This window comes from Cytobacillus kochii, from assembly GCF_020171845.1.
In the GTDB taxonomy this organism is placed as follows: Bacteria; Bacillota; Bacilli; order Bacillales; family Cytobacillaceae; genus Cytobacillus; species Cytobacillus kochii.
Map to the genome: position 1 here is coordinate 1 of NZ_JAIVAM010000005.1, position 23,295 is coordinate 23,295.

26 protein-coding genes are annotated in these 23,295 nt (G+C 38.3%); 9 read left to right on the plus strand and 17 right to left on the minus strand.

What is annotated here, in order from left to right; translation table 11 throughout:
- On the plus strand, positions 1-116 hold a 116-nt coding region (locus tag LCM23_RS26170; protein ID WP_404826601.1), incomplete at its 5' end, for an IS3 family transposase.
- A 97-nt stretch (positions 117-213) separates the two neighbouring features.
- Here the strand turns inward: LCM23_RS26170 and LCM23_RS09015 are convergent.
- On the minus strand, positions 214-672 hold the full coding sequence (locus LCM23_RS09015) for a GNAT family N-acetyltransferase (protein ID WP_224936657.1): 459 nt from the start codon (positions 670-672) through the stop codon (positions 214-216).
- A gap of 326 nt (positions 673-998) precedes the next feature.
- Between LCM23_RS09015 and LCM23_RS09020 the strand changes: the two genes are divergently transcribed.
- The 4 genes from LCM23_RS09020 to LCM23_RS09035 all read left to right on the plus strand — a co-directional run bounded on the left by LCM23_RS09020 (position 999) and on the right by LCM23_RS09035 (position 5,519).
- On the plus strand, positions 999-2,354 hold the full coding sequence (locus tag LCM23_RS09020; RefSeq protein WP_224936658.1) for a sigma-54 interaction domain-containing protein: 1,356 nt from the start codon (positions 999-1,001) through the stop codon (positions 2,352-2,354).
- 220 nt (positions 2,355-2,574) lie between these two features.
- Positions 2,575-3,867, plus strand: coding sequence for a CitMHS family transporter (locus tag LCM23_RS09025; protein ID WP_224936659.1), 1,293 nt, complete (start codon positions 2,575-2,577; stop codon positions 3,865-3,867).
- Between the two features lie 16 nt (positions 3,868-3,883).
- Complete coding sequence (locus tag LCM23_RS09030) at positions 3,884-5,200, plus strand: acyclic terpene utilization AtuA family protein (RefSeq protein ID WP_404826594.1); 1,317 nt, start codon at positions 3,884-3,886, stop codon at positions 5,198-5,200.
- Between the two features lie 4 nt (positions 5,201-5,204).
- Positions 5,205-5,519, plus strand: coding sequence for an AtuA-related protein (locus LCM23_RS09035; protein ID WP_224936661.1), 315 nt, complete (start codon positions 5,205-5,207; stop codon positions 5,517-5,519).
- Positions 5,520-5,568: 49 nt separating this feature from the next.
- On the opposite strand, the gene LCM23_RS09040 is transcribed toward LCM23_RS09035, so the two are convergent.
- From LCM23_RS09040 to LCM23_RS09100, 13 genes are all read right to left on the minus strand, one after another.
- Positions 5,569-5,757 carry a DUF6440 family protein gene (locus LCM23_RS09040; protein ID WP_095371690.1) on the minus strand — a complete coding sequence of 63 codons (189 nt, stop codon included), beginning with the start codon at positions 5,755-5,757 and terminating at the stop codon, positions 5,569-5,571.
- Positions 5,758-5,867: 110 nt separating this feature from the next.
- The gene (locus LCM23_RS09045; RefSeq protein ID WP_224936662.1) at positions 5,868-6,356 is read right to left on the minus strand and encodes a small multi-drug export protein; all 489 of its coding nucleotides are present in this window, start codon (positions 6,354-6,356) and stop codon (positions 5,868-5,870) included.
- 106 nt (positions 6,357-6,462) lie between these two features.
- Positions 6,463-7,188 (minus strand): ABC transporter permease, encoded by a 726-nt coding sequence (locus LCM23_RS09050; protein ID WP_224936663.1) that lies wholly within the window; start codon positions 7,186-7,188, stop codon positions 6,463-6,465.
- 14 nt (positions 7,189-7,202) lie between these two features.
- A complete protein-coding gene (locus LCM23_RS09055) occupies positions 7,203-8,219 on the minus strand; it encodes a LytTR family transcriptional regulator DNA-binding domain-containing protein (protein ID WP_224936664.1) in 1,017 nt (338 codons plus the stop codon).
- 955 nt (positions 8,220-9,174) lie between these two features.
- Positions 9,175-10,248, minus strand: a complete 1,074-nt coding sequence (locus LCM23_RS09060) for an NAD(P)/FAD-dependent oxidoreductase (protein ID WP_224936665.1) — start codon at positions 10,246-10,248, stop codon at positions 9,175-9,177.
- Positions 10,248-10,577, minus strand: a complete 330-nt coding sequence (locus LCM23_RS09065; protein ID WP_224936666.1) for a (2Fe-2S)-binding protein — start codon at positions 10,575-10,577, stop codon at positions 10,248-10,250. The genes LCM23_RS09060 and LCM23_RS09065 overlap by 1 nt, the downstream gene beginning before the upstream one ends.
- 32 nt (positions 10,578-10,609) lie before the next feature.
- Positions 10,610-11,668: an NAD(P)/FAD-dependent oxidoreductase gene (locus LCM23_RS09070; RefSeq protein WP_224936667.1), complete on the minus strand. Its 1,059-nt coding sequence runs from the start codon at positions 11,666-11,668 to the stop codon at positions 10,610-10,612.
- Positions 11,658-11,981, minus strand: coding sequence for a (2Fe-2S)-binding protein (locus LCM23_RS09075; RefSeq protein ID WP_224936668.1), 324 nt, complete (start codon positions 11,979-11,981; stop codon positions 11,658-11,660). Before LCM23_RS09075 ends, LCM23_RS09070 begins: the two co-directional genes overlap by 11 nt.
- A gap of 13 nt (positions 11,982-11,994) precedes the next feature.
- Entirely contained in the window at positions 11,995-12,795 is an 801-nt protein-coding gene (locus LCM23_RS09080) for an ABC transporter permease (protein WP_224936669.1), read from the minus strand.
- On the minus strand, positions 12,792-13,706 hold the full coding sequence (locus LCM23_RS09085; protein ID WP_224936670.1) for an ABC transporter permease: 915 nt from the start codon (positions 13,704-13,706) through the stop codon (positions 12,792-12,794). The genes LCM23_RS09080 and LCM23_RS09085 overlap by 4 nt, the downstream gene beginning before the upstream one ends.
- 4 nt (positions 13,707-13,710) lie before the next feature.
- The gene (locus LCM23_RS09090; RefSeq protein WP_224936671.1) at positions 13,711-14,778 is read right to left on the minus strand and encodes an ABC transporter ATP-binding protein; all 1,068 of its coding nucleotides are present in this window, start codon (positions 14,776-14,778) and stop codon (positions 13,711-13,713) included.
- A gap of 15 nt (positions 14,779-14,793) precedes the next feature.
- Positions 14,794-15,858 (minus strand): ABC transporter substrate-binding protein, encoded by a 1,065-nt coding sequence (locus tag LCM23_RS09095; protein WP_224936933.1) that lies wholly within the window; start codon positions 15,856-15,858, stop codon positions 14,794-14,796.
- A 171-nt stretch (positions 15,859-16,029) separates the two neighbouring features.
- Positions 16,030-16,752: a GntR family transcriptional regulator gene (locus LCM23_RS09100; protein WP_224936672.1), complete on the minus strand. Its 723-nt coding sequence runs from the start codon at positions 16,750-16,752 to the stop codon at positions 16,030-16,032.
- A 172-nt stretch (positions 16,753-16,924) separates the two neighbouring features.
- Between LCM23_RS09100 and LCM23_RS09105 the strand changes: the two genes are divergently transcribed.
- Both LCM23_RS09105 and LCM23_RS09110 read left to right on the plus strand, forming a co-directional pair.
- Positions 16,925-17,365: a hypothetical protein gene (locus tag LCM23_RS09105; RefSeq protein ID WP_224936673.1), complete on the plus strand. Its 441-nt coding sequence runs from the start codon at positions 16,925-16,927 to the stop codon at positions 17,363-17,365.
- Between the two features lie 335 nt (positions 17,366-17,700).
- Entirely contained in the window at positions 17,701-18,522 is an 822-nt protein-coding gene (locus LCM23_RS09110) for a hypothetical protein (protein ID WP_224936674.1), read from the plus strand.
- A 44-nt stretch (positions 18,523-18,566) separates the two neighbouring features.
- On the opposite strand, the gene LCM23_RS09115 is transcribed toward LCM23_RS09110, so the two are convergent.
- Positions 18,567-19,472, minus strand: a complete 906-nt coding sequence (locus LCM23_RS09115; protein WP_224936675.1) for a DMT family transporter — start codon at positions 19,470-19,472, stop codon at positions 18,567-18,569.
- A gap of 118 nt (positions 19,473-19,590) precedes the next feature.
- Here LCM23_RS09115 and LCM23_RS09120 point away from each other — a divergent pair, with 118 nt between their 5' ends.
- Positions 19,591-20,277 (plus strand): ArsR/SmtB family transcription factor, encoded by a 687-nt coding sequence (locus LCM23_RS09120; protein ID WP_224936676.1) that lies wholly within the window; start codon positions 19,591-19,593, stop codon positions 20,275-20,277.
- A gap of 373 nt (positions 20,278-20,650) precedes the next feature.
- On the opposite strand, the gene LCM23_RS09125 is transcribed toward LCM23_RS09120, so the two are convergent.
- On the minus strand, positions 20,651-20,920 hold the full coding sequence (locus LCM23_RS09125; protein WP_224936677.1) for a hypothetical protein: 270 nt from the start codon (positions 20,918-20,920) through the stop codon (positions 20,651-20,653).
- Positions 20,921-20,930: 10 nt separating this feature from the next.
- Positions 20,931-22,292, minus strand: coding sequence for a TRAP transporter large permease subunit (locus tag LCM23_RS09130; RefSeq protein WP_224936678.1), 1,362 nt, complete (start codon positions 22,290-22,292; stop codon positions 20,931-20,933).
- Between the two features lie 181 nt (positions 22,293-22,473).
- Here LCM23_RS09130 and LCM23_RS09135 point away from each other — a divergent pair, with 181 nt between their 5' ends.
- A complete protein-coding gene (locus tag LCM23_RS09135; protein WP_224936679.1) occupies positions 22,474-23,217 on the plus strand; it encodes a GntR family transcriptional regulator in 744 nt (247 codons plus the stop codon).
- Positions 23,218-23,295: the final 78 nt, after the last annotated feature.

Consider the following 23,295-nt stretch of genomic DNA (forward strand, 5'->3'; position numbering starts at 1 on the left):
AAGAAGAGCTAGAGCAAGCTCTTGAGGATTACATTTACCATTACAATTACAAACGAAGACAAAAGAAACTAAAGAAACGCGCGCCGATTGAATATCGACACGCGCTCACTGCTTAGCTTATTATGTTGTCTACTTGACAGGGGCAAGACCAATTTCAAAGCTTTTTTGTGTCTTTAATAGGTTGTTCTACATTTAAAGCAAAGGGTTTAGATTTTATTTGCTCTCATTTACTGTGTACTTAAATAAGAGTTCCCCATTGTCAGGGTCCCTTTCATTCATACATTCGAACCCAATACTTTCGTATAAGCGATAGGCCGTTTTATTTTCATCAATGATACTTAAATATATCACGTTTACCCCATATTCTTTTGAAACGATATCAATAAGTTTCTTCATCGCAGTTTTCCCATAGCCTTTGCCTTGATAGTTTTCATCGATCATTATTCTATCAATCCAAGTCTCTTTATTAGGACCAAAAGAACCATACATAGCAAATCCGATCATTTCTTCATCCAAATATATAGCTACTGGATGCCACTCTCGATGGGCATTCGCTTCATTTAAACATTCATCTACGGTTTCAATGAACTTTTCTTGTCCAGACTTTAATTTTATATTTCTAACGTTTAATTCATTCGTAACATCTATATCTTTAAAATGCAGTTTACTCATTTATAAATTAATCCTCCAACACTTCAATCTTATTTTTAAAATTTACTTCCGTATGTTGAAATCTTACCATAAGTATCACAAGCCTTTGTGTTTTCTCATCTGACAAACCCATCTCTATTCAAATAGTACCCTCATTTGCAGGTTGCTACCTTAAGTCTGCAAATATCTCTTAGCAGAAAAGCGTCCCATTAAAACAATTGCGTTGACTTCATCCTATTCTCAGGGAATTTTCTATGGTGTTTTAAACAACTAGATTCGTAGGTAGTACAAATTCTCCAATTACCATATAATTTAAATATTCCGTATTTTTTAAGGAGTTGAGAATCATGCAATTACAAAATAATAAGATTGGCTGGCTTGAAGGGATTATTGAGGCCATTCATGATGGAATTCTGGTAATCGATCACGTTGGTGTGGTGCAATTAATAAATGAGGAGTATACACATATTACAGGTGTCAGTGCAGAACAGATAGTAGGAAAGCTATTACAAGAGGTACGACCAGGAGCACTTCTGCCCACTGTTTTAAAAGACGGCTTGGCACGAGAAGGTGTATTCCGAAAAGAAATGACAATGGAATATGTTGTAGATATGGCTCCCATTTGGGATCAAGGGAAAATCATTGGTGCCGTTTCTGTTTGTAAAAGTATTCCTGAAGTTTATCGATTAAATAAAGAGCTGAAAAAAAGTCGTAAACGAGTCACTATGCTTGAGAGAGCTGTTGGTAGAATTCATCAGGCAAAATACACCTTTGCAAATATTATCGGAAGTGATGTCCAATTAAAGCAGACGATAGAACAAGCCAAAAGAACCGCACAAACAGATATGAATATTTTATTATCCGGTGAATCTGGTACTGGCAAAGAGCTTTTCGCACAGGCCATCCATAATGAAAGTAAGAGACGTGTAGCACCCTTTGTTCCAGTTAATTGCGCTGCTATCCCAAGCTCCTTATTAGAAAGCGAGCTTTTTGGCTATGAGGAGGGAGCTTTTACTGACTCTAACCGTGACGGAAAGATTGGGCTCTTTGAGCTTGCCAATCACGGCACGCTGTTTCTCGATGAAATCGGTGATATGTCATTTGAACTTCAGGCCAAGCTTTTGCGGGTCTTACAAGAGGGCTCTTTTAGAAAAATTGGTGGTCTCGAGGAACAAACGGTTGATGTTCGAGTAATTGCAGCAACGAATAAAGAATTGCAAAGCATGGTAGAAAAAGAACGATTCCGCGAAGATCTTTTTTATCGAATTAATACGGTTCATTTAACCATACCGCCTCTTAGGGAAAGAAGAAATGATATTACCGAAATCATCGCCTTTTTATTAAAAAATGAAGCACACATTACTTTTGATCCAGAAACCATTTTTATCCTTGAACACTACCATTGGCCAGGGAATATCAGAGAACTGAAGAATGCGATTCAATACGCCATTAGCATGTGTGATCATCAAGTCATTCGCCAGGAACATCTACCTGACACAATCAAGAAAGCGTTTAATGCAACGCAACAACAATCAATAACGCTCCAGCCGCTAGAAAAGATACTGAATGATACAGAGAGAACAGCCATACAAAGTGTACTTAATCAAACAGGGACGACAGTGAAAGGAAAAAAGAAAGCGGCACAAATCTTAGGTATATCACTTGCTTCCTTATATAACAAATTAACGAAATATCATATTTAAGCCTGCTTTCTAAGGAATTAGAAATTATAAACCCTTTTCTAATATTCTAGAAATTACGCTATCACTGATATGAAGGGCTCTTTTAAACCTTCATGTTTCTAATTCTTTAGAAATGACAATCCATCATTTTAAAAAATCCCTTTCCTATCAAGGCTTATTTTTTGGCATAAATCATGCATAACGAAATGTAAGCGCTTAATACAGTTAAGGAGGTTTTTATTTGTTATCCATCATGGGGTTCTTAACCATCGCAATTTTTCTATATTTAATTTTATCGAAAAAAGTGTCTGTGATTGTCGCTTTAATATTAGTACCAGTTTTCTTTGGGCTTTTCACAACTGACTTGAACAGTCTCGGCGCGATGATTCTTGAAGGAGTTACTTCTGTGGCACCAACAGGGATTATGCTTGCTTTTGCCATTCTTTTCTTTGGTCTCATGAGTAAAGCAGGTCTTTTCGATCCAATTATTTCTAGAATATTAAAACTTGTGAAAGGGGATCCGTTAAAAATAGTCATCGGTACAGCCATTATTGGAATGGTCACACATTTAGATGGCTCGGGTGCCTCTACATTCCTCATCACGATTCCTGCTTTACTTCCTTTATATGAACGTTTAGGAATGAGCCGGCTTGTGCTCGCAGGTGTAGTGGCCCTTAGTGCTGGGACAATGAATATCGTTCCATGGGGCGGTCCAACTGCACGCGCATCAAGTGCACTTGGTATAGATACGGCAACATTATTCAATCCCCTGATTCCCGCTATGATCGCTGGGCTTATTTGGGTGCTATTTGTTAGTTATTACTTTGGTAAGAAGGAAAGGAATCGCATCGGTATTCAGAACTTTCAATATGATTTTAATCAAGAATTAAGCGAAGAGGAAAAAAAGGCAAGAAGACCTAAACTTCTTTGGCTCAACTTCCTTCTTACTATTTTAACCATTGTTGCATTAGTAAAGGTATGGCTCCCTCTACCCGTGATTTTTATGGTTGCCTTTGCTCTAGCTCTAATTCTAAATTACCCGAACCCTAAAGACCAACAAGAACGAATAACTGAACAAGCTACAGGCATGGTCACAGTGGTATCCATTATATTCGCTGCGGGTATCTTCACTGGTGTTCTCTCAGGCACAGGCATGATTGAAGCAATGGCAAATACACTTGTATCCATAATACCTGAAAGTACTGGTTCCTTTATGGGCCTCATTGTTGCCATTACAAGCATGCCCCTCAGTCTCGTATTTACACCAGACGCTTATTATTTCGGTATCCTACCCGTTCTAAGTGAAACAGCCGCCAACTACGGGGTAGCCGCTGAAAATATTGGTCGTGCAGCTATATTAGGGCAGATGACAACTGGATTCCCTCTCAGTCCTTTAACGGCAGCTACCTTTTTGCTACTAGGATTAGCCAGAGTAGAGTTAGCTGATCATCAACGATTTATTTTCATCTGGGCTTTTGGCACAACCATTGTAATGACAATTGTTGCTCTTATTACTGGTGCAATTGCCATCTAATTTTATATGAAAAGGAGTGTTCGACTTGCTTCGAATTGGATCAGGAGCAGGATTCGCGGGTGACCGTATTGATCCTGCCATCTCTTTAATAGAAAATGCACAACTTGACTACCTAGTACTGGAAGGATTAGCAGAACGAACCATTGCGCTATCTCAAAAACAGAAACAGAAGGATGCCAACAAAGGGTATAACGAATATCTCGAAGACAGAGTTCGCCCACTACTCCCTTCTCTTTTAAAAAATAAAGTCAAACTTATCACAAATATGGGGGCGGCTAATCCAATTGCCGCAGCAAAGACTATTTTACAAATGGCTCGAGATTTAAACCTTACATGTAAAGTTGCAGCGGTTTCAGGCGACGATGTCTTAAACGATTTAAACTTTCATCAGTTCGAAACAGAAGACGGAGAAAATTTAATGACATTTGAACCCATTGTTTCGGCTAATGCCTACCTTGGCATTGAAGCGATCTTACCTGCTTTAGAAGCAGATGTAGATGTGATTATTACAGGTAGAGTGGCTGACCCTTCCCTTTTTTTAGCGCCACTCATCCATCACTTTCAATGGAATCAAGATGACTTTGACTTGATGGGGCAAGGCACTTTAATTGGACATTTACTTGAATGCGCTGGACAAGTGACAGGTGGATATTTTGCTGATCCTGGCCTGAAAGAAGTAAATAACCTAGCAGATCTTGGATTCCCCTTCGCCATCGTAGCTGAAGATGGCAAGGCGATAATTACAAAACTCCCTAATAGTGGTGGTGTCGTCAATACTCAAACAGTAAAAGAGCAATTACTTTATGAGGTGCATGACCCAAGTCAGTACTATACCCCTGATTGTATTGCGAATTTTAGTACAGCACAAATGGAAGAAATAAAGCCAAACGAAGTGCTTGTTTGGGGAGCTACAGGTAAAAGAAAACCAGATAGACTGAAAGTATCTATCGGTTACCATGCAGGTTACCTTGGAGAAGGTATGATTTCCTATGCCGGATCAACTGCCGTCAATCGCGCCAAACTGGCGGAATGGGTGATAAACGAGAGATTACGTGCCAATGTACCTCAATTACGAACAGACCTAATCGGCTTAACGGCTCTCCATCATACAACTTATACTCACACAACACCTTACGAAGTCACTGTGAGAGCTGCCGCTTTATGTAAAGAAGAGCAGACAGCCAAAATGATTGGACATGAAGTTGAAGCACTCTATACAAACGGACCTGCTGGAGGGGGCGGGGCACGGAAAAAAACAGAAGAAGTGATAGGAATCGTTTCTACCTTTATTGATCGCTCAGCAATAACAATTCATACTGAAATAATGGAGTGATAAGATGGCAACAGTTAAATTATTGCACATTGCACATAGTCGAACAGGTGATAAAGGGGATACATTGAACTTCTCCCTCATCCCCTATAACGAAAAAGATTACGCTTCTATCGCCGAACAGGTGACAAGTGAGAAGGTCAAAGACCATTTACAAGCAATCATCAAGGGCGAAGTAATCAGATATGACCTGCCCAACTTACATGCTTTTAATTTCGTTTGTACAAAGGCCCTTCTCGGTGGTGTGACGACTTCCATCGCATGGGATGCTCACGGAAAAAGCATCAGTAGTGCCCTATTAGAAATGGAAATAAATATTTAAATAAAAGAGTTAGAAACGACTGTTTCTAACTCTTTTTTCGCATAAGAGATTACTCTGGTTTCTTTACAACAACCTTCCCGTTTTCATCTAACAACGGTGTAAGTCCACTTCCGCCTGTACTTGCCCATGTATGAACATAATGGACCCCGGTTTCACGATCAACGAGGATAGAAAGCAGCCCTGATGAGTAACTTTCTTTCAATATTTCTACAAAACGGGTCTCTCTTTTTTTAAACACATCAACACTCCTTACAAAAATTCATTATCATCGTATTTAGTAAGATGATTGACCATAATACAAAGCATACTGATAAAAGTATTTGTAATAGTAAGTGGAAGTATTTCATTTTAGGAGAACAAATTAATACCAGACATGATTAAAATTCCAATAACAAGTGCCTGTGCTATGATAGCAATGGTTGCCCATAAACTGACATAGCTTTTTCTTGCCCCTCCTGCTAATCCGATTGCTGCCGAAATATGAAATCCCCATAGAAGTCCTGCTAAAGAAACGCCAGGTACACCATACTTTTCAAAATATTTCTTTGCTTTCATCATGCGTTTACTTGGTTCTTTCTCCTTTTCCTTTCCTTTCATCAACTTTGACCTCAGCGCATTGATGACCCATATAAAAGCCATGACTGATACCCAGTTACCTAATATCGCTACTAAAATAACAGGGACTCCAGGAAATCCTAAAAGAAACCCAAATGGAATGGCACCGTATGATTCAAAAAACGGGATGAGCGATAAAACAAAAATACTCAGTAACTGTAGAAATAAATTATCTTCTAGTGCTGGCATTAAATTTAAATAGAATTCTTGTATGTCTTGCATATTTTCTCCCCTCTCATGTTTGCCTACTTTTAGTATGAAGGATAATCCCTTCTATATCAGCAACTTCTGCATGAAAGGAGGGAAATTCATTCCGAGTGGAGACGATTTATGCCTCAATGGAGACCTTTTTTTGCCTTCTCTTTATGAGAAAGAGCAAAGCAATGCCACCCCAAATGAATGGCACAATCATAAACTTCAATCCAGAGGTAAAGTCATCATTTTCAATCAGAGTAAGACCACGTTCGATGTGATAATTGGGAAAAAGAATGGTTAACTTATTCAGGATCGAAGAATAAACCAATCCTTCTATTAAGAAATAAACAATCATAATTGGCCATCCATATAAACTTACATCAATTGTATTTTTTGCATATTCAGCGATAGCAGTCCCAATTAAAAGCCACATACAAAAAAATGGGATGGTAAATATACTGGCCATCAGTATTTGCACTAAACTATAACCATAAATAATCATACCAATAGTGAACAAAAGATAAGACATACTATAGGTAACGATGGATTTAGCTAAGAAAATATTTATTCGCCTTATCTTCATCAAACGATATAATATGCCTGTCCCCTGCTCTTTTTCTTCAACCATTATGTTCCCTTGTGTATACATTGTCACCAAAATACTAATAAAACTAAGTAGTGAAGTCATGCCTTTGAAAAAGGTAATCTGTTCATTTGAAAAGGTGATGGTCAAATTATTTAATACATAAATGAAAAAAATCATCGCGAAGGCAGTGAAAAAGAGTAATAATACTTGCCCATTAAAGCGCAAATCTTTTAGCTCCCTTATCATTAAGACCTTAATTTGCTGTACATTCATGCAAATCACCCCTTTTACCAGTTCAACAGTTCTTTTAACTCCCCATATCGTGATTTGGATAAAGGAACCGTCTTTTCATTTTCCAATGTTAGGCTATAACTATTCTTACTCCATACCACAACTTCCCTAACACGCTGCAAATTAACTAAGTAAGAGCGATGACAGCGAAAAAAACCGTAAATATGTAATCTCGTTTCAATGTCCTTCATTGAAACAGTTGATATAAACTCTTCATTATTCACATGGAGAATCGTTTGTCTATCTCTCGTTTCCACAAAATCAATCTCTAATGGGTCAAATAGAATAAATTTATCGTCTGATTTAGCTGATATTTTCTCGAATCTTTGTTGGTATATCGTTTCGTCTTCTGTGTCACTAGCCTCTTTTTCCTCTACTTCTTCTTCGGCTTCCTCATTATATTCAAGCCGCTGTAGTCCTCTATCGGTCAAACGGAATACTTTTGTCCCTATACGAATGCTCTCTTCTAAAGAAGAGGTAAGAATAATAATGAAACTATCCTTTTTCAACAATTCATTAAGAATACGATTCAATACCTGCTTCGATTGGAGATCAATGTGATAAGTAGGTTCTTGAAAAATATAAATGGTCGTAGGTTGAATCAAACTGCGTGCAAATTGTAATCGTTTTTTCTCTGAGAATGTTAGTCCTTTGTTTTTCTTATTACGGACTTCATTTAATTCAGCAAGCGCTAAAATCCTCTCTATATCTACTCTTACACCATACAAGTCACACCAAAAACGAATCGTTTGCTCGGGGGTTAACCGTTTATATTCGCCCATATTCGTGCGGTAAAAGAATAAATCCTCCACCCCATGGAGAACACCGTCTGAGAGACGGATTTCATTTGTCATATAACTTCTATCTTCCTCCATTAAGGATAAAAATGCATGCATATATTCCATGTCTGCTTGAATCGCAACCACATCTTTTTTTTCAATGGTCAATTGTATAGAAGGCAAGACAACTGTATTGCCAACGACCTTCCCAAAACCTTCAAAAATGAATGACATATACACTCTTCTCCTTCTGAACCTATTTATTATGACGGATTTCTAGAAGTGGTACCTTCATAATGAACGAAAAAGAGGAAAAAGCAAACGAAAAGGGAGCAAATCTTGGTTAAACTCATCCTTTTATTATTTACGCCTCACCGAGTGGTCATTCATTTTATCCCGGTGTATAAAACTGATACTTTATTGTATTGAAGGAAATTATAAGGAATGAACTGTTTTTTCATCTTGATGAAAGCTGTGAGACATACTGGTCGTCTAAAGGGGCGTACGCGATCAGTTAGCCGAAATTTCATCATAATATGATTGGAGAAGTGGGGAAATTTTGACTCCTTCCGGTAAAGAATAAAAAAGGGGGTGCAGAAGATGGCTCATATTATAACGATCAAGTATAGATAATGGCACAGAGAAAAGGACATTTTGAGATACCATGTGGCAAGATCGATTTACTATCTCACCACATTTCTTTAAGGAAATAAACAATATTGAAAAATAACCGTTATTGCTCCCAAGTCTCAGCTTCACGAACGCTGACTCTCTATATATACAAATTAGAACCTGCTAGTGGCTATGGATTAACGAGAGATACGTGGTTACTTTTCTAACAGCCTGCCCCGGGGAAATATTACGTAAGAAAATCCAATGATTAAGAATTGTTTCATTATATTTTAAGAGGAATATTGCGGATTTGCGCGACTACCTCAATCACATTCCCCCTATTTAGTCGCGTCTCCCTCCTCTCTTCAACAAAATTCTACATTTCCAATCATTTTCCGGGAAATAAGATAAGCATTCGACTAGAAACAATTATTTTCCGTAAGGTAAGAAGCAAGAAATTAAATATATTTCACCATCATGTGCAAAAAAGGAAAAACGCCTTAGGGAATCAGGAGAAATATGGTAATTACAACTTTGATTGCGACAAAAATAACCGTTGTTGTTCCGTTTCTTCTCTTCAGGCAAACCGACTAATCCCATACCTCTCAATCGGAATTGAGGTTTCCTTATCAATTATTAACTCCGTAATTAATGTGCCTATAAGCGGTGATAGGGTTACACCACTGTGGGTAGCTGCTACATATAAGTTTTCAATATTAGGCACGGCACCAATGATAGGAAATCCATCTTCCGGCATGGCACGTATGCCAGAGAAAGCACGAACAATTTTTGCTTTTTTAATGGCTGGCACATAACGGATGGCCATATTGGCTGTTTCTTGCATTACATTAAGTGTGGTGGAGCGATTAAACCCTTTATTTTCCATGGAATACCCCATCAAAACCTCACCATTATTTGCTTGTCTAAGACCGCTCACTGTATGATTCAGAAAAGGTTTAAGCGGTTCGGAAACTAAAATTTGTCCTCTTACTTGATTCATTGGAATATGAACATCAATCATTTTCCCCAACTCTCTGGACCATGTTCCCCCAGCTAGAATAAGCCTTTTACATCGATAAGTATCCTTCGTTGTAGCTACGATAAACCCACCATTGATTTTCTGAAGGTCATGAACAGGGTTATACGTTGAGTATTGCACTCCTTTTCTTTTAGCTGCTCTCATATACATATCTATGAGTCGAAAAGGATTTACATTTCCATCTATGGAGCTATAGGTGGCTCCTTCGACATCCGGATTCATGAATGGCTCTTTTTCCAATACCTCTTCTTTTGATAATACTTTAATATCTATACCAATTTCTTTATATGCTTCTGCTAGTTTCATTGCCTTCACTCTATCCTTTTCATGAAAAAATGGTGATAGTCCGCCTGTTCGTTTATATTCGACATCACCAATTTTTTTCGATAGATAAGGATATAACTCAGCACTATAATAATTCAATTCTGCATACCATGAAGGTGTTTTATTATGCACCCATACCCATGCCTGAGTAGAGCCAGAAGTACCTGCTAAAGGGTATTTTCGATCAATGACTAATATACTTTCTTGGCTTCTTTCTGAAAGATGATAGGCAATCCCGCTACCCACGACTCCTCCACCTATCACAATTGTATCGAATTGAGTGTTCATCACTTCACCTTCCCATCTGTCAGCTCTATTTCATCAAGTACAGACTTGACTGTAGAAAACTGTTGGCTATCTGTCGCTAATGCCTCCAAACTGACAGGCGAAATGGGCATCCGAAAACGAGGTGGATAAATTTGTTCCATCGACAACTCTGTTTGCTTGTGTATCACTTCAGCTACTAATTTACTGCATATTTTTGACTGACATGCACCCATTCCGCAACGAGTTATTCTTTTAATATCATCGAATGTTCTTCCGCCCTGAGTGATTACTTCTTCTATTTCTTCATAGCTTATTTCTTCACATCTGCAGACAATTACTGACTTATCCATTCAATCCCCTTCTTATCTTCAATTTTAATAATCTAAGAAATAAATTGATCTTTTAATTGTGGTGTGGAAAATTGTTTAATATGCTCTTTTCTTGCTGAAAATGTATCGCTCTCTTCTTCATTCTCTAACTTACTATATAGCGAATTCCTTACTACTTCAGTTTCTTCTGGCGGTAATGATTGAAGCGCTTCACACACGCTAGCAGCCGCTAACATTCCCGTTAGAATAAGAGCGGAATGATTACTGACTCCAGTTGCATTTCCTGTGACATATACATGATCCTTACTTGTTTGAAGTTGATGATTGTAAACAGGAAGCCAGCCCCCGAGTTCTGCTTGATATCTAAGGGCACAGTCCAATTGATACACGATATCTAATATAGGAGATTGTCCCCCATCTATTAGAACGATGTCAGGCTTTAAGGTGATCATCCCATGAGGAGTTTGTATGTCAATTTCTTCTAGCTTCCCATTGCCTCTAGCCTCAATAATTGAGCTATTTTCATACAACGGTATATTCATATCCCCGAAAGTGGAGTTTCCTAACTGTTTGTTTTGTTTTACTATAGCGACGATATTTACTTCTACACTAAGCAGAAGTTCACAAACATCGCTGGCAAAGGAGTTATCACCATAAATCACTGCTGAAGATCCTGGTTTTACTCGATCCCGATTCACTACACTTTGTGCTGCTCCTATCGTCATCACACCTGGTAAGGTCCATTTAGGAAAAGGTATCGCATTTTCAGCTGCCCCTGTTGCGATGATGATTTTTTCAGCAAATACCGGGAAAACATCTTTATCATTTGTCACACCAATCTGTCCATCTTCATATACACCAATGACACGATGACCTAACAACCACTCCACTGCCAGTCCTTCTAACCGTTCCACTAAAAATTGAGCAAGCTCAAAACCTCTCATGTTTGGGAATATATCGGGTAAAGCTAATATTTGGCTTTGTTGCCATAATTGCCCGCCTGCTTGTTGATGTTCATCGATGATTAGAACACATAGACCTGTCTTGGCTACTTCATAGGCTGCCGTTAAACCGGCGGGACCAGCTCCAATAATTAATACGTCAGCCTTCATCAATATCTCTCCTTAATTCGGGGTCTTCTAGCCCTTCACTTATTTTCATCCCATCTCTTACTTTCCTCATACAGGTTTTCACGTGATCTTCTCCGTCCACAGTCATATAACAACTACAACATCTACCCTTTGAACAAAACATTCCCCTTGCTTGAACGAGCTTCCTACTTTGCCCTAGCTTCTTCACATTATTGGCCATTAATGCACCAGCAATCGATTGGTTATCATAGGCTTCAAGAGGTTGCTCATTCAAATAAATAGTAATGGGTTTGTTCAATTGCTCACCTAATATTGGATGCTCTTTTATATGCACGACTTTCACCTCTCTAATTTTTAGAAGAGAATATTTTCCCTACTCCCATCACCCGCTCAATTATAATCATTAGAACGACCGTCATAATGATCATGATGCTAGACACCGAGGCGATAATGGGATCATATTGATATTGCATATACGTATAGATTCGTACCGGTAATGTCACTACATCCGTACTTACGATAAAGAGGGCTACGGTTAAGTCGTCAAACGATGTAATGAATGCAAAGATGGCTCCCGCAATAACCCCGGACTTAATCACCGGTAAAGTGATTTCAAAAAACACTCGAATAGAACTGGCGCCTAGATTCATTGCAGCCTGTTCAATCACTCGGTCAAACCCTACTAAACTAGCAACAACTAATCTCATTACAAATGGAACAGTTAATATAATATGTCCAAGGATTAATGACAGTGGGCTTGTTGCTAGTCCAATCCATGAGTAAAATTGTAATAGCGCCACACCAAAGACAACTGAAGGTATAAGTAAGGGTGAACCAATTAATTGTACAATCGCATTTTTCCCCTTAAACTCCCTTCGAACAACTGCTAAAGCAGACATGGTACCAATGATTGTTGCAATGATTGCTGTGCCAAAAGCTACACTGATACTTAAGATGAAGGAATCGATAAATTCCGGATGTTCGATTAACTCTATATACCATCTCAAAGTAACGCCTTCAGGTGGAAAAACGATATATTCTGTCGTGGTTAAAGATGATAATAAAACGACGACAATGGGTGCCAATAAGAATAAATACACTATTAAACAAGAAAGACTTAGTAATATGCTCGGTAACTTTTTCTTCATTGGATCGCCACCCCTTTTTCCGATTTGCTAAGGACTTTACTGTATATAAGGATGGTGATGGTAGCAACTAAGATCAATAAGAAGCCAATCGCTCCACCATAAGGCCAGTTCATCATAACAGCCACCTGTTCATAAGTAATATAGGACATCACTTTCACTTGTGGTCCCCCTAGAATAGATGGAGTAACGAAGGAACTAACGCTTAAACTAAAGACCATTACCGAGCCTGCGAAAATGCCGGGTAAAGTTAATGGCAATACAATCGACACAAACGTTCTCAAGTTACTTGCCCCTAAGTTTTTTGAAGCGCGAATAATAGAAGGATCAATTCTCTCTAAAGCCCCCATAATACTTAACACCATATAAGGAAACAGCACATGTACCATTCCGACAATTACACTAAATTCACTATAAAGTAAGGGAGCCGGTTCATTAATCAATCCCGTTGTCATTAGGGTTTGATTAATCACCCCATTATTCGATAGTAAGATGACCCAACCATAACAACGAATAACCATACTAATTAACAAAGGAGACAGAACCAGCAACGTTAAATAATTTTTCATCCGAGGCTTGGCCTTCGTTATTTGGTAGGCAACAGGATAAGAAATAATAATTGTAATGATTGTCGTAATTAAACCAATTTTTATTGTTCGCCAAAGCACACTTATATAAAAAGGATCAGACAAAAATTGAATATAATTCGCTAGCGTCCACTGATTGCCAATCCCAGTACCAGCATCAAACGTTTTAAAGCTAGTAACAAATAAAAAGAACAAGGGGAGCAAGAAAAAGAAAAGAAAGATAGCTAGTGTAGGAATGAGCAATAACCATGTATCTCTCCGTTTTTTAAAGTTCTTTTTCTTTTGCATAAGGACGATTTCATTATCTACGCGTGTATTTAACTCCATTTCCTCACCTCACATTCCTAGAAGGCAGGATATCCTCTGCTTGCCAGAAGGTTTGCACTTTACTGCCTTCTATAATTGAGTGTGGATTTAAAGCTGTATTCGGAATGTCTGCAATTAAATCTTTATCTTCTACTTTAAGGAAATACCTTGTTTTAGCACCTAAGAACATTTTCTTCATTACGATCGATTGAAATCCCTCTCCCTCATGTTTTTGAGTAATGACAATTTTTTCTGGTCGAACAAAAAAATCAAGTTTCTCATTCGTTCGGAGTTGGAAAGGAAGTAACTGTTCATCTCCATAGAAATTAACTCTACTTTCATTCCCATTCTCCCCGCCTACTACTACGCCTTGTATTTTATTAACTTCTCCAATAAATTGAGAGACAAAGTCCGTTTTAGGTTGATTATAGATGGTTATTGGATCATCGACTTGTTCAATTCGCCCTTCATACATCACGGCAATCCGATCAGATATGGCTAAGGCCTCTTCTTGGTCATGTGTAACAAAAATAGTCGTGATACCTACTTGCTTTTGAATATCCACTATCTCTTCACGCATTTCTTGTCTTAGCTTCGCATCCAGATTACTTAAAGGTTCATCAAGCAACAAAACTTTTGGCTTGATTACTAATGCGCGGGCTAATGATACCCGTTGCTGTTGCCCACCTGATAATTCCTTTGGATACCTTTTCTCATAGCCAGCTAACCGAACCATGTCTAATGCTTCTAACACTCTTTTTTTTGCTTCTACCTTTGATACTTTTCTCAATTTGAGCCCATATGCAATATTGTCAAACACAGTCATATGTGGGAATAACGCATAATTTTGAAATACCATCCCCATTTCTCTTTTGTTAGCAGGAAGCAGATGAACGGCTTGTCCATCTACCTCTATTCGTCCTCCATCGACATCCAGAAAGCCAGCAATCATATTTAATGTCGTTGTTTTCCCACATCCAGATGGACCAAGAAAAGAAATTAACTCCCCCTTACTAATTTCTAAGGTTAGATCCTTCACTACTTCTGTACGATTGAATGTTTTCACTAAATTGTTTATCCGCAAGTAACCCATAATTGATTCACCTCCTTAATGTGATACTTCAATTTCTTTATTCGCACGCTCTGTCCATTCAGCACGCTTACTATTCACTACTTCCCAATCAACTTTAATGAGCTTAGCAATCTCTTCTTCGCCGTAAACGACTTTACTTGCTACCTCTTCATCTAACTCAACTTCTTTATTAGCTGGGCCATCGAATAACTCAGCTGCAAATAATTGCTGCGCATCCTCATCTAAAACGAAATTAACAAACTTCTGTGCTAACTCTTGATTTGGGGCATCTTTCACAACACTAACAGTTGCCATTAAGGCTGGCGCCCCTTCTTCCGGGGTAACATATTCAATCGGAAAACCCGAATCTTGTAATGTTAGGACACGACTACTCCCCCAGGCACTTGCTACCGCTTGCCCTTGTAAGAAGTAATTAGAAACATCGGCTGTTTTGTCAAAAGTAATAGTGTTTTGCGCGATTTCTTTCATCTTCTCAAAACCCGGCTCCATGTCTTCTATACTTCCGCCATTGGCAAGTGAAGCCATTAATAATGTGTGAACGCCATAAGTATTCGCAATTGAAGGCAATACTACCTTGCCTTTATACTTAGGATCAGCTAAATCATTCCATGAAGTTGGGGGTTCCCAGCCATTTTCATCAAAATACTTTTTGTTATATGCAAGACCTGTAGTAATAAATCCAAACCCAACCCCAATATTATCTTTGTCCTTAGCAATATCATATAAATGAGCTAAATTCGTAACGATCTCTTCATCTAAAGGAGCTAATAACCCGAATGATTTTGCTTGTGCCTGTGGTCCATCATCAAGAAAAACAACATCAATTTGTGGATTATCCTTTTGTGCCTGAATTTTGGATAGCGTATCAACAGAGCTACCTGTAATGTAAGTCACTTTCACATTATTTTCCTTTTCAAATTTAGGAATCAACACTTCCTTCATCTTTTGTTCATAGCTACCACCATATGCAGCTAATACAAGTGTCTGTTGTTTCTCCTCACCACTTGACTCAGTCGAACCACCACATCCTGCAACCAAAAGTAACAGTCCAACGATTACGATAACCATCCATTTCTTCATCACTTCCATACCCCCATCATTAGATTGACTTCATTTATAATTAGATTGCCTAATTACCTATAATAGATTTTTAATTTTAAATATTCAGTAATTTAATAATAAAAATATAATAATATGATATTATAACTTTAATAGGGTAAAGGAGAAGAAACAAGCAAACGTCTCTCTCCATTAATTAAAATCAACTTCTGTAAAATAAGTTTCTTTGTCCGGTCTCACATAAAACATTGAGTATTCCACGATTTCCTTTTCCTTAGAGTATGTAAATCGTTCCCACTCAAATACGGCTGTATTCTCAGAAATACCTAATACCTCTGCTTGTTTACCTGTAGCTATATAAGGCTTTATAAAAAGCTTAGCTTTTCCTAAATTGATATGAAACTTATGGCGTAGCATGTTGTAAATTAAATCATTATTAATATCTTCACTTGTTATTCCATGACAATGAACATATGGTAAATATGTATATTCCAGTGATATCGGTTCACCATCAACAAGCTTTAAACGTTCAATTCTTACCACCTGATCGCCATGATTCAACTTCATCTTCTCAACCATTTCACTAGAAGCAATCTCTATAGCAAAGTGTAACAACTCATGGGGGTGCGACTCCGATTGGTCAGTTGTTAACGAGATTAATTGATTAATATCTTGTTCTTTTCTTTTTCCTAAAACAAATGTCCCTTTCCCTCGTTGTCTCATCAAAAAGCCTTTATTGACCAGCTCAATAATTGCCCTCTTTACTGTTATCGTACTAATATTAAATAATGTAGCCAACTCCTGTTCAGTGGGCAATTGAAAACCTTCATCCCACTGACCTGAACTTATTTTATACTCCAACACCTGCTCCACTTGGCGATATAATGGGAGATGTGAATCTTTATTAATTTCCATATATGTATACTCCTCAGATTATAATATTATAACTTTATAAATCATAAGTTTAAGCTGACTTGCTTTATTTGTCAATGTTTTCTGAAAATTCCACCTTGCAAAATCTCCCTTCACCATGCTAGCTATCTAGGCATACACTATGTTGAAGAAAAATGGAATGGAGAGATTAGGTATGTATCCATATAATTATTATCATGTGTATAGAACACAACCCACTCTTTGGTCACCAGAGGAAGCCATTCAGAATCTTAATCAATTTAAAAATCAATATATTCGAGTGCACATCACCGGGCTTGGATGGGTTGTTGCTCAATTATTAGGTATTAGTACAGGAGTGGTGACGCTAAATGTCTATCGCCCTGGTAGTCATGTGCCAGAATTTATGAGGATTAATCAGGCAGAACTAACTGGGTTAACACCACTAGGATTTACCCCACCACCTGAAGTTACCGGTGGTGCAGGCGGCGGTGGCGGAACACCTGGAGGACCAACCGGACAACCGGGAGGCGGTGCACCTGGCGGCGGTGGCGGGATGCCTAATCCAGGCGGCGGAACACCTGGTGGAAAACCACCTTGGTGTGCATATATGCCGTGGCACCCTTATTGTCAATAAGATACAAAATGCGACCATCCCTTTACCATTAAGGGCTGGTCGTGTTTTTTACTTGCCTGCCATTTTTCTCTCCTTTTGGGACCTTATTTTCTTTTTGAACAATCTGTTACTCAGAATATAAAGTGGTTTTCGCTATTACCACCCCGTTTTTAAACTTCTATCCATGGATAACGCATCCTTTGTATAAAATAAATGCTCAAAAGAATACCATCCAAGGAAAATATATGATTTGTATGGTTATAATAGAAAATTTTTTTATTTGGCGAAGCACAATTGGGTGATTTCATCATAAATTATGAAGACACTATACGGAGATTTGCATGAGGAGGCACAGTATGTATTATTATTACGGTCCATTCGGGCCACAACCTTATTATCAACCTCAGAGCTATAACCATAACGTTCGCGGCTTACCAGGAGGATTTCCTGGCGCTGGCGGCTTTACAGGAGGAGATGGGCCCCCATCAGGTGGTGCACCAAACTTAGATGATTTCATGCCTGGCCAAGGCTCACCAAATAACGGCGGTGGTATGCCAAACTTAGGGGATTTTATGCCCGGACAAAATAATGGTGGGAGTATACCCAATCCAGCTGATTTCCTACCAGGACAAAATGGGAATGGAAGCGGCATGCCAAACTTACAAGAATTATTACCAGGACAAAACGGGTCCAACAGTAATGGTGGAGGTTTACCAAACTTACAAGACATCCTCCCTGGACAGGGAGGGTCTGGATCAAATGGCGGTATGCCAAGCTTAGAGGACCTAACCGAACTTATCCCGCAACCGAACGAGTCAAACGGACAAAACGGGCAATCAGAAGGTAGTAGTGGGACAAATGGCAACGGACAATCAGGTGAAAACGCAGGTGAGGAAGGATCAACAGCACCTGCCTTACCAGCACCACCATCACACTATACCGTCAACAAATATCACTCTCTACTAAAAAATCCACAAACCGCCAAAAACATTCTACAAAGCAAAGGTTCCGCCTGTGTAAACAAATGGAGCATCATCCAACTAACGGATGGGCAAATCCTATTAATGCATATTACAGGGCACGACGCAAACGGGCAAACACAAGGCGTATTTTGGCCATCTGGCCGGTATGGTGCGTTTGGTAGTAGTGATATTTCAGGGTATAGTTGCAGAGAATGAGTGAATAAAGGTCGCCTCGGGATGGCGGCCTTTTTGTTTATCTATTATCCACTTTTTGTTTTATTTTGTACGAAAGAAGTTTCGCCTACAACTTCTTTTTTGAAGCTATTATTTACCAGATAGATGCCTAATAAAATAAATGAACCCCCAACTAAAAGCGAAAAAGAAATAGGTTCATCAAGCAAGACGTATCCAGTCAAAACACCAAAGAATGGAGCTAAAAATAAATAGGAACTCGTCCTCCCTGGATTGCCTTTTTGTAAAAGGAAATACCAAACCGCAAATTGCACAATAGAGGACATGATACTTAGCCATAACAAAATAAGCACTGAATGCTTCGTCACATGAAAGAATGGTTCTTCAAATACGCTACTAAAAAATAGGAGAATGCCGCCACCAAACAACATCTGATAAGCAGAAAGCACCCACGTATCGAAACGCCCACTCCAGCGATTAACTAATAAAGTAGAAATAGCCCAAAAAACAGCAGAAAAAGCGCCAAACACTAGACCAACCCTAAAATCATTAATGCCCCCTAATGTAATTCCTACGCCTACGAAACCTAAGACAACACCACTCCACTGATACCATTTATAACGGTGACCCAATAAAATAGTGCCAAAAACAATGACTAATAGCGGATTCATAAAAGTTAAAATAGAAGATTCACTTGCTGTTATCGTTCTTAAACTGATAAATATGCATCCCATGACCCCAGCTGTTTGAAAAGAACCTATTAATAGCACTCTCCCCCAATTTTTCATGCTACGAGGGTGCTCTCTCTTCTGTATCAACACAATCACCATCATGATTAAACCAGCTAGAAAAAAGCGTAAACCTGCCAATAACAAAGGGGATGAGTAACCTAACCCTATTTTCCCTATCGCAAAAGATGAACCCATTAGTGCTGTAGTCAACATAATTAAAGTAAAAAAGTTGAATTTCTTCATGTATATTATCCTCCCAAACAATACCCCCACCTACCTTGTAAATAGGTTTTCTTCGTATTATTATAAAACCTATATCATACGATACTTATCGAAGTATGGAATACAGAGGTGTGAAAAAATGAGTATACATCCGAATATTACGGCACTAACAGCCCTACTTGCTGAAAAATCTAGAGCCACGATACTGGCAGCTTTAATGGATGGAAAATTCCATACAGCAAGCGAACTAGCCTATATGGCCACCATTAAACCCCAGACAGCCAGCTTTCATCTTGCCAAACTAGTAGAAAACAATCTCGTGATCAGTGAAAAAAATGGCCGATTTCGCTATTTCCGCTTAGCAAACGAGGAAGTGGCCAACACACTAGAAATATTTATGTCCATCTCCCCTCCACCTGAAGTTCGCTCTTTAAAACAATCAAGCCAACTAAAAAGATTAGAAAACGCCCGAACTTGTTACGACCATTTAGCCGGCCGTCTGAGTGTGACATTAACCAATATCATGCAAGAAGAAGGATATATTGAGAAATCCAATAAGAGGTTTATCATAACAACAAAAGGCGAGCACTTTTTCAAAGAATTAGGAATAGATTTAATTGCTCTATCTAGAAAACGCCGCTCCTTCTGCCATGCTTGTCTGGACTGGAGTGAACGTACACACCATTTAGGCGGCGCTTTAGGGAATGGTCTATTTGAAAGATATATCGAATTGGGGTGGTTAGAATCTAGAGAAAACTCGAGGGAAATTGTTATAACTACCGAGGGGAAATCTGGATTTAAAGAATTTTTTGGACTATCCATATGACTTCTTTTCAAGTACTATTTCTCATATTATGTTCTAAATAGCCAATAACCTCTAAACAAATTCCGACATCATTAATCATTTCTCGGGAAATAAGGAAAAAATTTGTCAAACACAGCTCCGATTTTTATAACTAATAACTATTACAACTAAGCGCAGCTTCAGCAACAAAAAAAGTGTTAGTTGTAAAGGAAATTACGGTAAACATCTAAACATCACAATACCAGTTGCTGAGAATAAAGTGAAAGAGGCTGCTGGTTGGCAGCCTTTTGTAAAATATTCTTGAACATTCCTTTCCTACTACACTATCAAGGTAAGAAAGACAAAATCTCCTATGGTTTGTTGGCTCTGCTAATAGGCTTATTATCCATAAACCTCACATATATAACTTTTCCTCCTCCTTCTTCCCTTCACTCTTCATCGTTAATGAGTGTTCTTTTCGTATATATATATCAATAATGCCGAACAATACTGCTATCGCCGCTAACTTAATGCACCAATTCATCACTATACCAGCAAAAATGGCTATTAATTCTCCTTGATTCCCACCCATAACGATAGCTATTAGAAAAAGGATTGCCACAATGAACCCCAAAGTTAATGTAATCAATGCAATCATTCCATATATCTTTTTAAATAGACTCATATCATCACCCCTATAACCCTAAAATTGGTAGTATGCCAGTTAGTAAGATCATACACAATATTAAATGAAGAATAACCCATATTACTGAGAGTTTGACCGTTTTTGTAAAATCAGAATTTGCTATCCCCATCGCCACGTACATGCCTAATGCGAGTGGAGGGGTCATTCCCTCTAGCGCACCTGTCATAGCTGGTAATAAAGCTGCAAATAGAATAGGGTCGCCCCCAAGTGCACTGGCGGCAGCAATTACTGCACCACCAAGAATAGCTACTTGCGCAGTTCCAGGTAATACCATACCAAGAGCCATAAAGAAAATTGGAATAATAATAATAAGGAGCGTTATGCTTAAACCTAATGAAACAAACCATTCTTCGATTGCTTTTTCTGCACCAATTCCAGAGAAAGCCTGTGAAGTGGCATAAGCAAAATAAATGGTAACCGCAATAGGTACTACTTGTTGAAGTGAGCCTGAAAAAGTTGACAACATTTTTGATAGAAACTCTTTTCTTTTAGCAAACGACTTTCTACCGATAAAAACAGCATAAGCTCCAGCTAAACCAGGGGTAAACATTAATACCGAACTAGAATAGGCCCCACTACCACTTTCCCCAATTCTACCTAATAACCAATCTTTTGCCTGTGCATCTAAGAATAGAGGGAGGAATATGATGATTGGAATGAATAAAGTAGCCCAACCCGACTTCAAACTTTTTTTGAAAGAAGGAATTTCTGTAGCAGGAATCGGCTGTACTTTATAAACGCGACAAAGCACATACAACGTTAACCATCTTTGGACAAAGAACCAAACACCTATACTGTATGCTGCCACCATCCATCCACTTAATGTGATACTACCAGGTGAGACTTTTTCAAGCACACCATATGTCAAAACAATAATTCCAGCTGGAGGGATAATATTACCTAACATACTTGCTGACATCTCTGTTGTTGCTGCAAAATGTGGAGGAAACCCTGTCCTTTTCATCATAGGAATCGTAAATACACCGGTTGTTGCAACATTACCTGGACCTGTCCCCGACAATGATGCCATAAATGTACTACCTAATAAGGCAACATAGCCTGCTCCTCCTCTAAATCTTCCAACTAAGGAAATTATAATCTGCACAATTCTATTAACAACATTTGTTGCATCGAAAAGTACAGCAATGACCATAAAAGCAAAGATCACATAAAATAAACTACTTGTGGAGGGATACAATAAATACTCTAAAAACTTATTCCACTGTCCTGTAATCGCAATGATAAAAACAAAGGTAAGGGCCATTATTTCATACATAGGTCGCTTGAAAACCACGAAAAATACAGCTACAAAGACTAATAATGCTAATAGTATCCATAAAGCAGCAGGCATTAACATCCCTCTTTCCCCAATTTGTCATAAGTGGTTATATCAATTTATTTGATATTATAGCAGGTATTTTTATTTTTTCAATAAGTATTCAGAAGTTTCTAAATCTTATTAAAATATGGTAGTTATTTCCCTTTAGATGTTATAATCACATAAACTAAGTTGGATCAGGAAGGTGTTAAAAATGCTTAATCGTCATAGTTCTACACCACTCTACGAACAAGTTGCACAGCTTATTCAAGAAAAAGTAAATGAAGAAACTTGGCAGGCCGGTAAAAAACTCCCTTCCGAAAGGGAACTTTGCGATCTTTTTGCTGTAAGCCGCATTACCATTCGTCAAGCTATTAAACAATTAGAAGACCAAGGTATTCTTTATAGAACACATGGAGTGGGCACTTTTATTTCACGAAAAACCAAGTTACAACAACCTTTAGAGCAAATCAATAGTTTTCAACAAATGTTAGAACAACAAGGGGTCATTGCTTCAACCAAAATATTAGCAAACAAACAAGTACTCAGTTCTGTCCAAATGGCTAAAATACTTAATCTTCAACCGACCGATTATGTAAGTAATCTTCAGCTCATCGGATACGGTGATGAACAACCAATGGTCTATTATAATAGTTATTTTTCTATACCTGTCGGGCAATCCATCATACCAAATGCACAAGCAATGGAAACACAAGGTAAACCTTTTTCAACATTGGATCTCTACCCTTTAACAAATACATATCAGCCAACTCACTTAGAACAAACATTTGAAGCACATACAGCAAATAAGGAACTTGCATCTACAATGCAAATTGAAGAAGGTTGGCCCATTTTCCAAGTAACTTCTATCATGTATAAAGATGCTTATCCTTTAGAATATAGGGAAGCCTTCTATCGTGGTGACCAATATCGCTTTTTTATAAAAAGAAAACTGTGAAACCTGCCTAGCCAACTTTTTTGTTGGCTTTTTTTATTTGTTAATTAAATTCTGAATTGACAAATAATTTTATCAGTG

Excerpts from the sequence above, each read along its gene's own strand:
- LCM23_RS09015 (WP_224936657.1), bottom strand. The coding sequence starts at position 672 with ATGAGTAAACTGCATTTTAAAGATATAGATGTTACGAATGAATTAAAC.
- LCM23_RS09020 (WP_224936658.1), top strand. The coding sequence starts at position 999 with ATGCAATTACAAAATAATAAGATTGGCTGGCTTGAAGGGATTATTGAG.
- LCM23_RS09035 (WP_224936661.1), top strand. The coding sequence starts at position 5,205 with ATGGCAACAGTTAAATTATTGCACATTGCACATAGTCGAACAGGTGAT.
- LCM23_RS09045 (WP_224936662.1), bottom strand. The coding sequence starts at position 6,356 with ATGCAAGACATACAAGAATTCTATTTAAATTTAATGCCAGCACTAGAA.
- LCM23_RS09050 (WP_224936663.1), bottom strand. The coding sequence starts at position 7,188 with ATGAATGTACAGCAAATTAAGGTCTTAATGATAAGGGAGCTAAAAGAT.
- LCM23_RS09055 (WP_224936664.1), bottom strand. The coding sequence starts at position 8,219 with ATGTCATTCATTTTTGAAGGTTTTGGGAAGGTCGTTGGCAATACAGTT.
- LCM23_RS09060 (WP_224936665.1), bottom strand. The coding sequence starts at position 10,248 with ATGAACACTCAATTCGATACAATTGTGATAGGTGGAGGAGTCGTGGGT.
- LCM23_RS09065 (WP_224936666.1), bottom strand. The coding sequence starts at position 10,577 with ATGGATAAGTCAGTAATTGTCTGCAGATGTGAAGAAATAAGCTATGAA.
- LCM23_RS09070 (WP_224936667.1), bottom strand. The coding sequence starts at position 11,668 with ATGAAGGCTGACGTATTAATTATTGGAGCTGGTCCCGCCGGTTTAACG.
- LCM23_RS09080 (WP_224936669.1), bottom strand. The coding sequence starts at position 12,795 with ATGAAGAAAAAGTTACCGAGCATATTACTAAGTCTTTCTTGTTTAATA.
- LCM23_RS09085 (WP_224936670.1), bottom strand. The coding sequence starts at position 13,706 with ATGGAGTTAAATACACGCGTAGATAATGAAATCGTCCTTATGCAAAAG.
- LCM23_RS09090 (WP_224936671.1), bottom strand. The coding sequence starts at position 14,778 with ATGGGTTACTTGCGGATAAACAATTTAGTGAAAACATTCAATCGTACA.
- LCM23_RS09095 (WP_224936933.1), bottom strand. The coding sequence starts at position 15,858 with ATGAAGAAATGGATGGTTATCGTAATCGTTGGACTGTTACTTTTGGTT.
- LCM23_RS09100 (WP_224936672.1), bottom strand. The coding sequence starts at position 16,752 with ATGGAAATTAATAAAGATTCACATCTCCCATTATATCGCCAAGTGGAG.
- LCM23_RS09105 (WP_224936673.1), top strand. The coding sequence starts at position 16,925 with ATGTATCCATATAATTATTATCATGTGTATAGAACACAACCCACTCTT.
- LCM23_RS09110 (WP_224936674.1), top strand. The coding sequence starts at position 17,701 with ATGTATTATTATTACGGTCCATTCGGGCCACAACCTTATTATCAACCT.
- LCM23_RS09115 (WP_224936675.1), bottom strand. The coding sequence starts at position 19,472 with ATGAAGAAATTCAACTTTTTTACTTTAATTATGTTGACTACAGCACTA.
- LCM23_RS09120 (WP_224936676.1), top strand. The coding sequence starts at position 19,591 with ATGAGTATACATCCGAATATTACGGCACTAACAGCCCTACTTGCTGAA.
- LCM23_RS09125 (WP_224936677.1), bottom strand. The coding sequence starts at position 20,920 with ATGAGTCTATTTAAAAAGATATATGGAATGATTGCATTGATTACATTA.
- LCM23_RS09130 (WP_224936678.1), bottom strand. The coding sequence starts at position 22,292 with ATGCCTGCTGCTTTATGGATACTATTAGCATTATTAGTCTTTGTAGCT.
- LCM23_RS09135 (WP_224936679.1), top strand. The coding sequence starts at position 22,474 with ATGCTTAATCGTCATAGTTCTACACCACTCTACGAACAAGTTGCACAG.